Origin of the sequence: Rasiella rasia (genome assembly GCF_011044175.1) — a bacterium.
Taxonomy (GTDB): Bacteria; Bacteroidota; Bacteroidia; order Flavobacteriales; family Flavobacteriaceae; genus Marinirhabdus; species Marinirhabdus rasia.
In genome coordinates this window covers 1,489,011-1,502,435 of the sequence record NZ_CP049057.1, presented here as the reverse complement: position 1 = coordinate 1,502,435, position 13,425 = coordinate 1,489,011, and the positions used below count along the sequence as shown (strand labels likewise).

Here is a 13,425-nt window from a genome sequence, read left to right as displayed (position 1 = left end):
CCAAAAACCTACTTATATGTCAAATACACTAGAAAAAAAGGAATCCGCCAAATACGCAAATATAGATATGGATAAATTTAAATTCGATTTCAATCTATTTGTGCCTAGTTCAGAAAATTCATCTTCTACCAACGAAGAAGAAAAAGAAGCATAATTTTAATAAGCCATTTACCTTGGCGTGCAGCATTTAGTTATACTAGTTATCTTTGCTGCCTATGCAACCCGATAATTTCACAACAAATTTCTTCGGAATAGGAATTCTTCATGGTAAAACACCAGAAAACCTCGGTGTATTATGGCGTACTGCCCAAAATATGGGGGCGAGTTATATTTTTACCATAGGAAAACGATACGCAAATCAGGCAAGCGATACCCACAATGCGGTAAAGTCGATGCCCTATTTTCATTACGAAACATTTAGTGATTTTTTTAAACACCTCCCAAAAGGGGTTCGAATTGTTGGCGTGGAAAAAACCGAGGTGGCAGAAAATTTAGAAGACTTTAATCATCCAAAGAGGTGCTTGTATTTGTTAGGTGCAGAAGATCATGGCCTTTCCAAAGAAGCTATAGATGCATCGCATTTTTTGGTACAGTTTCCCTCAGAACATAGTTTAAATGTAGCCGTAGCTGGAAGTATTGTACTTTACGATAGAGGTAGAAAAAAACCTTTTCAATAGGCAAGTTTTACTAAATATTAAAGAAAATTACCCTTGCTCGTCTAACTAACATTACCTTGTCTATAAATAAAAACGCATTATGGAGTATTTTTTAATAATTACAACCTTAGTTTTTATAGCCGCAATTTTTGGCTACATTAATGTACGTTTTCTGAGACTTCCTAACACCATTGGTTTAATGGTTATTACCATTGTGTCTACACTTGTGGTACTTGGTATAAGTTACTTCGACGCCACGTTGTTAAATGCCGAAAAGTACATCATAACCAAAATAGATTTTAAAACGGTACTACTTGATATAATGCTTAGTTTTTTACTCTTTGCAGGAGCTTTGCATACCAATTTTGCCCAACTTAAAATTCAACGATGGCCAGTGCTGGTTTTTTCTACCGTTGGCGTTCTAATCTCCACATTTCTTGTTGGGGGAGCTATGTACTATGTGCTTCAGTTTATTGGACTTCCAGTAGACTTTATCTATTGTTTGTTGTTTGGGGCATTAATCTCTCCAACAGACCCAATTGCGGTCTTAGGAATTCTTAAAAAAGTAGGCGCTCCCAAAAAATTAGAGACAAAGATTGTTGGAGAATCGCTGTTTAACGATGGTGTTGGTGTAGTGGTTTTCCTGACCATTTTTCAAATCGCTAAAATGGGAGATCAAGGTACAATAGAACCCTTAGACATTATAGCCCTGTTTGGTCAAGAGGTCTTAGGAGGGATTGCCTTGGGACTTTTCATTGGATTTATTACCTACCGCCTTATGAAATCTATAGACGATTACGACATAGAGGTTATAATAACACTAGCCGCTGTAATGGTAGGAACCGCCGTGGCCCAACACTTCCATTTGTCTGCGCCATTGGCAATGGTAACCGCAGGTCTGTTGGTTGGAAATGATACCATAAGAGCTAGCACTATGTCTGAAATTACCGAAACCTACGTAGATAAATTTTGGGAGCTTATAGATATTTTACTAAATACCATTCTCTTTGTTCTAATTGGTATGGAAATGCTCGTGCTATCTTTTGAACTTAGTTATGTAGTTGCCGGATTAATTGCCATTCCTGTAATTCTCATCTGTAGATACTTGTCGTTACTTTTACCAATAAAATTCTTTCAGAAAAAACTAGAATTTGTACCAAAAACCAACTTAATTATGACCTGGGGCGGATTGCGAGGTGGTATTTCAATTGCACTAGCTCTAGGTCTTACAGAAGCTATGCAGCGTGATTTGTTTTTAGTAATTACCTATATTGTTGTGGTATTTTCAATTATTGTGCAAGGGTTAACGGTGGGTAAACTGATTCAAAAAGTGAAAACGGAAGAAACCTAAATACCCTATCTTTGCGCCATGCAAGATCAAAATCACAAAGCAGGCTTTGTAAATATTATAGGAAATCCCAACGTAGGTAAAAGTACCTTGATGAATGCCTTTGTGGGTGAACGTCTTTCTATAATTACAAGTAAAGCCCAAACCACTCGTCACCGTATTTTAGGCATTGTTAATGGTGACGATTTTCAGATTATTTTAAGTGATACGCCCGGTATTATTAAACCAGCTTATCAGCTACAGGAAAGTATGATGGACTTTGTGAAATCTGCTTTCGATGACGCAGACGTACTTTTATACCTTGTAGAACTAGGTGAGAAAGATTTAAAAGACGAACAGTTTTTTAATAAAATTACCAATGCTAAAATACCTGTTTTACTGTTGTTAAATAAAATAGACACAGGAAATGAATCTTTGCTCGCAGAGGCATTAGCCCATTGGCAAGAAAAGGTTCCGAACGCAGAAATTTTTGCTATTTCTGCCCTCAAAAACTTTGGTGTTCCTGAAGTTTTTGCTCGTATCATTGAGCTCTTGCCTAAAAGTCCGCCGTTTTATCCCAAAGACCAACTTACTGATAAGCCAGAGCGTTTTTTCGTGAACGAAATTATTAGAGAAAAAATACTTTTGCACTACAAAAAAGAGATCCCTTATTCGGTAGAAATAGATACTGAAGAGTTTTTTGAAGAAGAGAACATTATTCGTATTCGGTCTGTCATAATGGTAGAGCGCGAAACGCAAAAGGGTATCATCATTGGTCACAAAGGAGGCCCTCTTAAACGTGTTGGAGTAGAGGCGCGAAGGGATTTAGAAAAATTCTTCGGCAAGCAGGTACATCTTGAAACCTATGTCAAGGTCAACAAAAACTGGCGAAGCGACAATAGGCAGTTAAAACGTTTTGGGTACAACCAAAAGTAAAATTTCCAAACAATTACTCCAAATTCCAAAAGCGGGTTTTAAAATTTGAATTATTTTAAAATTTCAGATAATAACTTCATTTCAATTAAGCAATACCTAAGCTTTAAAAGCCTAAATTTGCAAAATATTACAAACCAGAACTATGAGTATTGTTGCCATTGTAGGAAGACCCAACGTAGGAAAGTCTACTTTTTTTAATCGTTTAATCCAACGTCGTGAAGCTATTACCGATGCGGTAAGTGGCGTTACACGTGATAGACACTACGGAAAAAGTGACTGGAATGGTAAAGAGTTCTCATTAATCGATACTGGCGGCTATGTTGTAGGTAGCGACGATATCTTTGAAGCTGAAATAGATAAACAAGTAGAACTTGCCATCGATGAAGCAGACGCTATTATTTTTATGGTTGATGTAGAATCTGGAATTACGGGAATGGATGAAGAAGTAGCACAATTACTTCGGAAAAGTCAGAAACCGTTTTTTCTGGCAGTAAATAAAGTTGATAGCTCTAAACGAGAGAACGACGCCGTAGAGTTTTATTCACTTGGTGTAGAAAAATATTATACTATTTCTAGTATTAATGGAAGCGGTAGTGGAGATCTGTTAGACGATTTGGTGGCAGCGCTACCAGACGAACCTGAAGTTGAAGAAGAGGTGCTGCCTCGATTTGCTGTAGTAGGTCGACCTAATGCAGGAAAATCTTCATTTATTAATGCCCTTATTGGTGAAGAACGTTTTGTGGTAACCGACATTGCAGGAACAACGCGAGATAGTATAGATACAAAATATAACCGTTTTGGTTTCGATTTTAATTTGGTAGATACTGCTGGAATTAGAAAGAAGGGGAAAGTAAAAGAAGATCTTGAGTTTTACTCTGTGATGCGAAGTGTACGTGCTATTGAACATAGTGATGTATGTTTGTTGGTACTAGATGCTACTAGAGGGTTTGATGGTCAGGTACAGAATATTTTCTGGTTAGCGCAGCGAAATAACAAGGGAATTGTAATCTTAGTGAACAAGTGGGACCTTGTTGAAAAGGACAATCAGAGTACCAAAGATATGGAAGCCTACATCAGAAAACAATGCGAACCCTATACCGATGTACCTATTGTCTTTATTTCAGCATTAACAAAGCAACGTATCTATAAAGCAATAGAAACGGCGGTTGAAGTTTACAAAAATCGTAGCAAGAAGATTAAAACTTCGGTTCTTAACGATACAATGTTACCTATCATTGAGGCTTTTCCACCACCACAATATAAAGGTAAGTACGTGAAAATTAAGTATTGCACGCAATTGCCAACAGCCTTTCCTGCATTCGCGTTTTTTGCGAACCTTCCGCAGTATGTAAAAGAGCCGTACAAACGTTTTATTGAAAACAAATTAAGACAACAATTTAACTTTACTGGGGTGCCAGTAACAATTTATCTTCGGAAAAAATAGACGCTTCAGGTTTTCGTAATTTTTATTAATACTTACTAGCTAAATCTGTTTAGGGAAACAAATGTTCGTTAAGATCGTTATCTTACAACACCATCAATCAACGAATAATTAACTTCATGAAGCATTGCTTACGTGCACTCATATTTTTATGCAGCATTGCTACTTTTGCTCAGTTGCAGCCCTTTAAAATTTCAGGTACACTAATGGCTAATGACGCTGGTCAACCGCTAGAGTCTGCTACTGTTTATGTAGAGCGCGTAAAAGATAGCACTTTGGTTACGTATACCATTACCAATCAAAATGGATATTTCAGCATTGAAGACAAAGCTGCAGACAAAAACTTAAAGATTTACATAACTTATGTGGGTTATAAAACTTTCGAAAAGGAGTTTGTCGCTACTTCCGAAGAAATTGAACTTGGCACCATTGTCATGAAAATAGATGCCAATACGCTAGATGAAGTGGTGCTTAAATCTAGAGCACCTATTACCATTAAAAAGGATACCCTAGAGTTTAATGTAAGCTCCTTTAAGACAAAAAAGGATGCCTCGGTTGAAGATCTTCTGAAAAAGTTGCCGGGGGTAGAAGTAGACGATGAAGGCCAAATAACCGTAAACGGTAAGGCTGTAAATAAAATTTTAGTGAATGGTAAACCCTTTTTTGGTGATGATCCTACCATTACTACTAGAAATCTTACCAAAGATATCATTGAAAAAGTACAGGTTACAGATACCAAAACCGACGCTGAAGCTTTTGCGGGTGAAGATGCAGATGGCGAAAACAAAACCATTAATCTCACGATTAAAGAAGAAAATAACAAAGGAATTTTTGGAAGAGTAGCTGCTGGAGGTGGTACCAACGACCGTTATGAGTTTGCCGGTTTTTTTAATAAATTCGATAACGACCAAAGGGTTAGTATACTGGCTGGCGGAAATAACATTAACTCTCCTGGATTTAGCTTTGGAGAAATACGTAAAATGTTTGGAAATAGTAGGAACGCATTTGTGAGCGGCAATGGTGCTTTTGGAGTTGGAAATCGAACGTTTGGTGGTTCAGATGGGGTGACCGTGTCCCGTAATGCAGGGGGTAATTACGCCGATAGTTTTGGGAAGAAGGTTGAATTGTCTGCAGACTATTTTTATGCTGGCGCCGATAGTGAAGATCGTACCAGTACTCAGCGCGAGAATATCCTGCCCGATTCTCGTTTTTTTACCAACAGTAATTCTGAATCTTTTACTGAAAATAATAACCATAGCGCAAATGTTCAGCTAGACATAAAGGTAGATTCTACCTTTTTAATTAATCTACGGCCATCGTTTACTTATGGCAAAGGCAACAGGAGGTCTTCTAGCAACGAAGCTTCTAGAGACGATAATAATCAGGCAATTAACCAAAGTAGTACGAATTCTTATTCAGAAAATACCAATCGTAATTTTAACAATGATCTTGATATTACTAAGCGTTTTGGAACTCGAGGTTCTTTTATTCGCTTAGGCGTTGTTGTTCAATATGACAATGATACGCGAGACGATTTCTTTCAATCTAATGTTGAAGTGTTTGGAGACACTCCATCTCAAACCAATCGTAATCAATTTATAGATGACGAGAGTAGTTTAGATAGTTACTTCACAGATATAACGTATAGATATCCAATACTAGCTAATAAACTGTATCTAGACACCAAATTTAGTCACCGAGAAGACAAGAGAACTAGTATAGAAAGTACATTCGATTTTGATGCTGCAACCCAAGAATACACACTCTTTAACACTGCCTTGAGTACTAATTTTAAGTATATTAATCGCAGAAGTACGCCTGGTGTTGGTCTGCAATATAGTGGCGAAAAGATTTCGGGTAACGTAAGGGCGTCGTATGTGTTAAGAACGTTGGCTAATGATGATGCTTTAAGGCCAGAGGCATCATTTGAGCAGCGCTTTAAGGCGTTAGAATTGCGAGGGTACCTAACGTATCGTTTTAGTCCTAAATCTTCTTTGTATGCAAATTACAATCTAAACAATAGACCACCAGAAATTTCACAATTACAGGCCTTTCAAGATGTGAGTAACCCGTTAAATATCATTACTGGAAATCCAAATTTAGAACCTGCTAATGAGCATCGTGTTTACGTAGGGTATAATAATTTCGATTTCCAAAAGCGAACAGGATTTAACATGTACGGAAGTTTCAGCAAAACACAAAACCAAGTGGTACAACAAACTATAGTAGACGAAAATTTAGTTAGAAACACCACCTACACTAATGTAGATGGAAACTATTATGCCTTTGCCGGAGCTACTTATAGTAAAGATTTTAAAGTGGATACCTTACGAACTGTGAAGGTAAGTGCGGGCTTGTCTGTGAACAATAATAGAACGATTAATTTTAATAATGGCGAAAAATACGCTTCTACCAACAATAGTCTTAGTCCAAATATTAGGCTTACACTAACATGGAAAAAGGTGTTAGAACTTATCCCAAATTATCGTCCGTCGTTTACCAAATCTACATTCGATTTGGTTGGATTTGATGATCGCCAATTTTTACAGCATACGTTAGGGCTACAGACAGCAACATTTTTACCAAAAAGGCTAGAATGGCGTAACGATATTAATTACAATTATAATCCAGATGTTGGTGTTGGTTTTCAGCGAAGTTCTTGGTTTTGGAATAGTACGTTGGCCTATTCTGTATTGCAAGACACAGGAACCCTAACATTAAAGGCTTTCGATTTATTAGGGCAAAATGCAAATGCGAGACGGTCTCAAACGCAAAATTATATTCAAGACTCCCAGAGTTTAGTACTTCAGCAATATTTTATGCTTAGTTTTAGTTGGAAATTTAATAGTTTAGGAAAGAAGGGAGAAATAAATGATAATGGCGGATTCTATATTTTTAATTAGTAAGAATTTATTTGAAGTAGCTTTCTAATGCTAGGTTGAAAGGTTGCTATTATAGAAACACCAAGGTATATGACTCAAAATTTTTGTCCCTATTTATAGCACATTAATCTACCAGCCACCTGAAGCGCCACCTCCACCGAAGCCTCCACCTCCAAAGCCGCCTCCAAAGCCACCGCCACCAAAACTTCCGCCTCCGCCAAAACTTCCACCGCCTCCTCCAAAGCCGCCTGTGCGTCCCATGTTGCTTAAGATGATTACGTCTAATAAACTTGAGCCACCACCACCTTTTCCACCCTTACCACCCCGGTTGCGTAATAAGATTAAGATGATAATAAAGATGATTATGACAAAAATAAAATGACTGTTATCATTCGATGAAAAATCTCGGTCTTCTTTAAATTCGCCTTCAAGGGCTTTAAAAAGGGCATCGGCACCTTTGTCTAAACCAGCGTAGTAATTCCCAGATTTAAATTCTGGAATCATTACGCGGTTAATAATTTGTTCTGCTGTGCGATCACTCACTCGGTATTCAATACCATAACCAGTGTTAATATCTACTTTTCGGTCGTCTTTGGCTAGAATAATTAAAATGCCGTTGTCTTTGTCTGCCTGACCAATACCCCATTGTTGACCCCACTTAGCACCTACCAGAGCTAGGTCGTCTCCATTAGAAGTACCAATAATAGCTACTACAATTTGTGTTGATGTAGAATCTGCGTAACGAATTAGTTTCTGCTCAAGAGCAGTTTTTTGAGAGGCCGAAAGTAAATTGATATAATCGTACAGAGAAGTTTGTTCAGAAACCTTTGTAGGTTTAGGCGGAATAGTAAACTGTGCGACAATACTTTGTGAAAATAGCAAGCATACCGTAAAAACGGTAAATAAAATATGTTTGTGCTGTGCTGTTTTCAATGTAATTTTAACTACAATTACCCAACCGAAATATCATCAGGTAATTCGTTGGTGTCTTTTTTCTTATACGGAAAATGGACTTTTAATTGTTCTCCAGCTTTTATGATACCATCTACCAAGCCTTGTTTCATATCTCCATTTTTAAATCTATCGATAATCGCATCTTTGGTGCTTTCCCAAAAATTAGGGGGTACAACATCATTAATACCTTTGTCGCCCATTATAACAAGCGTACGGTCTTCTACAGCAATGTAAAGTAATACACCATTACTTAGTTTGGTGTTGTTCATGTGTAAAAAATCGAATACTTCGGTTGCCCGATCAAATGCATCAATTTTGCTATGTGCTTCAAGGTGTACGCGAATTTCACCCGAGGTATTGCGTTCTGCTGTACGAATGGCCTCTACGACAGCTATTTCTTCGTCTTGAGTTAAAAAATCTTCTACTTTAGACATCTGTACCTTAAATTAATCATTTCCGAAGTCAAATTCAACCTCTGGTGCATTTTCACTTCCTTCGGCGGCCTTAAAGTAGGCTCTTTCTTCAAAGCCTAACATACCCACGAACATTTTCTCTGGGAACATTTTGAGCTCTGTATTTAAGGCAAGCGCTTTTTCGTTAAAACGGTTTCGCTCTACATTAATTCTGTTTTCGGTGCGTTCTAGCTCATTAATTAGCTCTCTAAAGTTTTCGTTTGCTTTTAAATCTGGATAGCGTTCAAAAACTGCCAAAAGTCTAGATAGGGCAGAAGTTAATCCTGCTTGTGCTTGTTGAAATTGTTGTAATTGCGCTGGCGTAATATTGCTAGGGTCTATCTGAATTGACGTAGCCTTACTTCTAGCTTCGGTAACCTTAATTAACGTTTCTTGTTCAAACTCTGCATACCCTTTGGCAGTACTCACAATATTTGGGATGAGGTCTGCACGACGTTGGTAGGCACTTTCAACATTACCCCATTGGGCAGAAACACCTTCATCTAGAGGTACTAAACGATTATTAAGATTTACTAAGAACATACCGGCCATTAGTAGTATGGCAATCAGTATAATAGGTATAATCCATTTTTTCATGATTGGTGAGGTTTTAGAGTTGGTCTTTTATTTTTAAAAGCTCGGCTTTTACCGTTTCAAGCTTTCGTATAATATCAAAATTACTAAGTGTTTTTTGTTTGTTTTCTTTTAGATGTATTTTAGCTCCTTCTAATGTAAAACCACGGTCTTTAACCAGATGAAAAATTAATTCTAGATTCTTTATATCTGCTGGGGTGAACTTTCTGTTTCCTTTTGCATTTTTCTTGGGCTGTAAAACATCAAATTCTTTCTCCCAAAATCTAATCAAGGAGGTGTTCACATCAAAAGCTTTGGCAACTTCGCCAATGCTATAATATAATTTTTCAGGTAAATCTACGTGCATAAAAACATATTGCCTCACGAAGTTAGTGAGAAATATCTAAACGTTGAAAAGATTCGGTTAAAATAGGTGTCGTAGCTTTAGAGTAATTCTAGTCTAACGACTGATTTTCTTGTTGGGATGTTTTTAAAAGCTCGGCAAATTCTTTCGGACTCAAGTTTCCGTAGTAAAAATTAATCGGATTAATTCGGTCGCCATCTTTAAAAACTTCATAGTGTAAATGCGGAGCTTCACTACGCCCGGTGCTACCAACAAAACCAATTAAATCACCTCGCTTTACTTTTTGGCCATTACGTACATTAAACTTATATAAATGGGCATAGAGGCTTTCGTACCCGTAGCCATGGTCTATTCTAATATGATTTCCATAACCAGATGCCGTATTATCGGCTCGTGTTACTTTTCCATCACCACTGGCGTATACGGGTGTGCCTCGCGGTGCTGTAAAGTCCATCCCCCAATGCTTCTTAAGCGCTTTAGTAAACGGGTCGGTTCTAAAACCGAAACCTGAAGCCATTCGCGTTAGGTCTTCATTGTTTACAGGTTGTATTGCTGGAATAGCCGCAAGTAACTTTTCTTTTTCCTCTGCCAGCTGCGCAATTTCATCTAGAGATTTAGACTGCACCACAATTTGTTTTGTGAGAATGTCTAATCGTTTATGGGCATTAACGATGAGGTTTGAATTATTAAATCCTTCTAAGTCTTTATATCTATTAATACCCCCAAACCCAGCTTTTCGCTGCTCCTCAGGAATTGGGTTGGCTTCAAAATATACGCGATAAAGGCTATTATCTCTTTCAGCTAAATCGTTTAAGACGCTTTCAGCTTGATCCATCTTACGATTTAATAAAGTATACTGGAGTTCCATGTTAGCAAGTTCGCGTTTCATGGCTTTTTCTCTTGGCGTTTCAACGCCAGGAAGGTTTAGATAAACAACTAAAAGTAAGAAACCACTTAATAACATCCCCAGCAAACTAAGTACAAAAATGCCCAGTTTACGCCCTTTTTTCTTTTCAATTTTTCGATAGGAGAGGGTCTCGCTATCGTAGTAATATTTAACCTTAGACATACGCTAAAAAAATCCTATTTTTGCGGTGATGGTGGTGTGTACGTTTTGTAAACGCCCTGCAAAGATATAAATTGTTTTTAAGCGCAAAAAATATGCGCTTTTTACTATAATAAGATACCCATGAAATCTAGCGAGATACGCTCACAGTTTTTAGAGTTTTTTAAGTCGAAACAGCATAAAATTGTTCCTTCGGCCCCTATGGTTATAAAGAATGATCCTACCCTAATGTTTACCAATGCAGGGATGGTTCCTTTTAAAGAATATTTTTTGGGAAACAAAGATATAACCGAGCCGCGTGTTGCAGATACACAAAAATGCTTGCGTGTGAGTGGAAAACACAACGACCTTGAGGAGGTTGGAATGGATACCTACCATCACACCATGTTTGAAATGCTAGGAAATTGGAGTTTTGGCAACTATTTTAAAAAAGAAGCTATTGCATGGGCATGGGAGTTGCTTACCGAAGTGTACGGCATCGATAAAGATATCTTATATGTAACTATTTTTGAAGGTGACGCTTCGGAAAATTTAGAGCGTGATAGTGAAGCCTATGATATTTGGAAACAGTATATAGCCGAAGATCGTATCTTAAATGGAAATAAAGCAGATAACTTTTGGGAAATGGGTGAGCAAGGCCCATGTGGCCCTTGTTCTGAAATTCACGTAGATATTAGATCTGCTGAAGAAAAAGCAAAAGTTTCTGGCGCTAGTTTGGTAAATCAAGACCACCCTCAGGTAGTTGAGATTTGGAACCTGGTATTTATGCAGTTTAACCGTAAAGCCAACGGAAGTTTAGACAAATTACCCGCGCAACACGTAGATACCGGAATGGGTTTTGAACGCCTAGCAATGGTACTGCAAGAAAAACAAAGTAACTACGATACCGATGTGTTTACTCCGCTCATTAGAGAAGTGGAAGCAATTACCAACAGTACCTACGGGAAAGACGAAAAAGTAGATATTGCAATTCGTGTGATTTCAGACCACGTTCGAGCGGTTGCTTTTAGCATTGCAGACGGACAATTACCAAGCAATACAGGAGCTGGGTATGTGATTCGACGAATTTTGCGACGTGCGATTAGATACGGATTTACATTTTTAGATACCAAAGAACCTTTTATATATAAGTTAATAGAAACATTAAGCATGCAAATGGGGAACTCGTTCCCAGAGCTTAAAAAGGAAAAAACCCTAATTACCAATGTTATTAAAGAAGAAGAGGCCTCTTTTTTACGTACACTAGATCAAGGTTTGGTCTTACTAGAAAATATTATTCAAACAGCCAATGGCAAAGAAATCTCAGGAGCCAAGGCATTTGAATTGTACGACACCTTTGGTTTTCCGATTGACCTAACTAGTTTGATACTTCGAGAGCGCGGGTATAGTCTTAACGAAGCCGAGTTTGAAACCGAACTTCAAAAGCAAAAAGATCGTTCGCGAGCTGCAACAAAGGTGGCTACAGGAGATTGGGTGGTGCTTAGAGATGATGCCATAGAAGAGTTTGTTGGCTATGATACCTTAGAAGGTCAAGTGCGTATTACGCGTTATAGAAAAATAGAAAGTAAAAAAGATGGAGAGCTCTATCAACTTGTGTTTAACCTAACGCCTTTTTATCCAGAAGGAGGAGGGCAGGTAGGCGATAAAGGATATTTAGAAGCGCCTAATGGTGAAGTGGTTTACATTATCGATACCAAAAAAGAAAATAACCTTATTGTACATTTTGCTAAAAACCTTCCACGACGTCCAGAAGATATATTTAAAGTTGTAGTAGACACAAAACAACGTGGTAGAACAGCAGCAAATCATACAGCAACACATTTATTACATCAAGCTTTGCGTAATATTTTAGGGGAGCATGTGGCGCAAAAGGGGAGTATGGTGCACAGTGGTAACTTGCGTTTCGATTTTTCACATTTCAGCAAAGTAAATGATGAACAGTTGAGAGAAGTAGAGGATTTTGTAAACGGGAGAATTCGAGAAGGGATTGCCCTTGAAGAACGAAGAAATATTCCATATCAGCAGGCGATCGATGAAGGTGCAATTGCCCTTTTTGGTGAAAAGTACGATGACACAGTACGTGCTATTAAGTTTGGAAAATCTATGGAATTATGCGGGGGAACTCACGTAAAAAACACCAGCGATGTATGGCACTTTATAATTACTTCTGAAGGAGCAGTTGCAAGCGGTATAAGACGTATAGAAGCTATTACAGGAGATGCCGCCAAATCTTATTTTGAAGATAGGAGCAAAGCATATAAAGAAGTTCAGAAATTACTGAACAACACCAAAGATCCTGCAAGTGCGATCGAAAAACTGCAAGAGGATAATTCTAGCCTACAGAAACAATTGGAAGAATTGCTTAAAGACAAGGCAAAAAACATAAAAGGTGAGCTTAAAAATGAAATAGAAGATTTAAATGGAGTTAATTTCTTAGCCAAAGAGGTAGATTTAGATGCTGGCGGATTAAAAGATCTGGCTTTTGAATTAGGAGGGGAAGTAGAGAATCTTTTTATCTTGTTTGGTAGCAAAGTAGGAGGAAAGGCATTGTTAACATGCTATATTTCTAAAGACCTAGCTTCTGAAAAAGATCTGAATGCTGGACAAATTGTTCGTAAGCTTGGAAAACATATTCAAGGTGGTGGTGGTGGACAACCATTTTTTGCAACCGCTGGAGGTAAGAATCCAGATGGTGTAGAAAAGGCGTTGCTCGCTGCTAAAGAGTATATCAATTAAAAATTTTAACTAGATGCGATGCGCAGTTTAAGCTTGCC

At 37.8% G+C, this 13,425-nt stretch carries 12 protein-coding genes; 7 read left to right on the top strand and 5 right to left on the bottom strand.

Going from position 1 to position 13,425, the window contains the following annotated elements:
* Window positions 1–16: 16 nt before the first annotated feature.
* From G5B37_RS06795 to G5B37_RS06770, 6 genes are all read left to right on the top strand, one after another.
* Window positions 17–154 carry a hypothetical protein gene (locus G5B37_RS06795; RefSeq protein WP_164679302.1) on the top strand — a complete coding sequence of 46 codons (138 nt, stop codon included), beginning with the start codon at window positions 17–19 and terminating at the stop codon, window positions 152–154.
* A gap of 61 nt (window positions 155–215) precedes the next feature.
* A complete protein-coding gene (locus G5B37_RS06790; protein ID WP_164679301.1) occupies window positions 216–677 on the top strand; it encodes an RNA methyltransferase in 462 nt (153 codons plus the stop codon).
* A 79-nt stretch (window positions 678–756) separates the two neighbouring features.
* Window positions 757–2,007: a cation:proton antiporter gene (locus tag G5B37_RS06785; RefSeq protein WP_164679300.1), complete on the top strand. Its 1,251-nt coding sequence runs from the start codon at window positions 757–759 to the stop codon at window positions 2,005–2,007.
* Between the two features lie 18 nt (window positions 2,008–2,025).
* Window positions 2,026–2,919, top strand: coding sequence for a GTPase Era (gene era / locus G5B37_RS06780; RefSeq protein WP_164679299.1), 894 nt, complete (start codon window positions 2,026–2,028; stop codon window positions 2,917–2,919).
* 142 nt (window positions 2,920–3,061) lie between these two features.
* Window positions 3,062–4,363: a ribosome biogenesis GTPase Der gene (gene der, locus G5B37_RS06775; protein WP_164679298.1), complete on the top strand. Its 1,302-nt coding sequence runs from the start codon at window positions 3,062–3,064 to the stop codon at window positions 4,361–4,363.
* Between the two features lie 116 nt (window positions 4,364–4,479).
* A complete protein-coding gene (locus tag G5B37_RS06770; RefSeq protein WP_164679297.1) occupies window positions 4,480–7,263 on the top strand; it encodes an outer membrane beta-barrel protein in 2,784 nt (927 codons plus the stop codon).
* Between the two features lie 108 nt (window positions 7,264–7,371).
* Here the strand turns inward: G5B37_RS06770 and G5B37_RS06765 are convergent, their stop codons facing one another.
* The 5 genes from G5B37_RS06765 to G5B37_RS06745 form a co-directional block, all read right to left on the bottom strand.
* Window positions 7,372–8,175, bottom strand: coding sequence for a TPM domain-containing protein (locus tag G5B37_RS06765; RefSeq protein WP_404814789.1), 804 nt, complete (start codon window positions 8,173–8,175; stop codon window positions 7,372–7,374).
* 17 nt (window positions 8,176–8,192) lie between these two features.
* Window positions 8,193–8,630, bottom strand: coding sequence for a TPM domain-containing protein (locus tag G5B37_RS06760; protein WP_164679296.1), 438 nt, complete (start codon window positions 8,628–8,630; stop codon window positions 8,193–8,195).
* 12 nt (window positions 8,631–8,642) lie between these two features.
* Entirely contained in the window at window positions 8,643–9,245 is a 603-nt protein-coding gene (locus G5B37_RS06755) for a LemA family protein (protein ID WP_164679295.1), read from the bottom strand.
* A 13-nt stretch (window positions 9,246–9,258) separates the two neighbouring features.
* Window positions 9,259–9,588 carry a MerR family transcriptional regulator gene (locus tag G5B37_RS06750; protein WP_164679294.1) on the bottom strand — a complete coding sequence of 110 codons (330 nt, stop codon included), beginning with the start codon at window positions 9,586–9,588 and terminating at the stop codon, window positions 9,259–9,261.
* An 88-nt stretch (window positions 9,589–9,676) separates the two neighbouring features.
* Window positions 9,677–10,654 carry a M23 family metallopeptidase gene (locus tag G5B37_RS06745; protein ID WP_164679293.1) on the bottom strand — a complete coding sequence of 326 codons (978 nt, stop codon included), beginning with the start codon at window positions 10,652–10,654 and terminating at the stop codon, window positions 9,677–9,679.
* Window positions 10,655–10,774: 120 nt separating this feature from the next.
* Between G5B37_RS06745 and alaS the strand changes: the two genes are divergently transcribed.
* Window positions 10,775–13,387 (top strand): alanine--tRNA ligase, encoded by a 2,613-nt coding sequence (alaS, locus tag G5B37_RS06740; RefSeq protein ID WP_164679292.1) that lies wholly within the window; start codon window positions 10,775–10,777, stop codon window positions 13,385–13,387.
* Window positions 13,388–13,425 lie beyond the last annotated feature (38 nt).

Excerpts from the sequence above, each read along its gene's own strand:
- G5B37_RS06795 (WP_164679302.1), top strand. The coding sequence starts at position 17 with ATGTCAAATACACTAGAAAAAAAGGAATCCGCCAAATACGCAAATATA.
- G5B37_RS06790 (WP_164679301.1), top strand. The coding sequence starts at position 216 with ATGCAACCCGATAATTTCACAACAAATTTCTTCGGAATAGGAATTCTT.
- G5B37_RS06785 (WP_164679300.1), top strand. The coding sequence starts at position 757 with ATGGAGTATTTTTTAATAATTACAACCTTAGTTTTTATAGCCGCAATT.
- era (WP_164679299.1), top strand. The coding sequence starts at position 2,026 with ATGCAAGATCAAAATCACAAAGCAGGCTTTGTAAATATTATAGGAAAT.
- der (WP_164679298.1), top strand. The coding sequence starts at position 3,062 with ATGAGTATTGTTGCCATTGTAGGAAGACCCAACGTAGGAAAGTCTACT.
- G5B37_RS06770 (WP_164679297.1), top strand. The coding sequence starts at position 4,480 with ATGAAGCATTGCTTACGTGCACTCATATTTTTATGCAGCATTGCTACT.
- G5B37_RS06760 (WP_164679296.1), bottom strand. The coding sequence starts at position 8,630 with ATGTCTAAAGTAGAAGATTTTTTAACTCAAGACGAAGAAATAGCTGTC.
- G5B37_RS06755 (WP_164679295.1), bottom strand. The coding sequence starts at position 9,245 with ATGAAAAAATGGATTATACCTATTATACTGATTGCCATACTACTAATG.
- G5B37_RS06750 (WP_164679294.1), bottom strand. The coding sequence starts at position 9,588 with ATGCACGTAGATTTACCTGAAAAATTATATTATAGCATTGGCGAAGTT.
- G5B37_RS06745 (WP_164679293.1), bottom strand. The coding sequence starts at position 10,654 with ATGTCTAAGGTTAAATATTACTACGATAGCGAGACCCTCTCCTATCGA.
- alaS (WP_164679292.1), top strand. The coding sequence starts at position 10,775 with ATGAAATCTAGCGAGATACGCTCACAGTTTTTAGAGTTTTTTAAGTCG.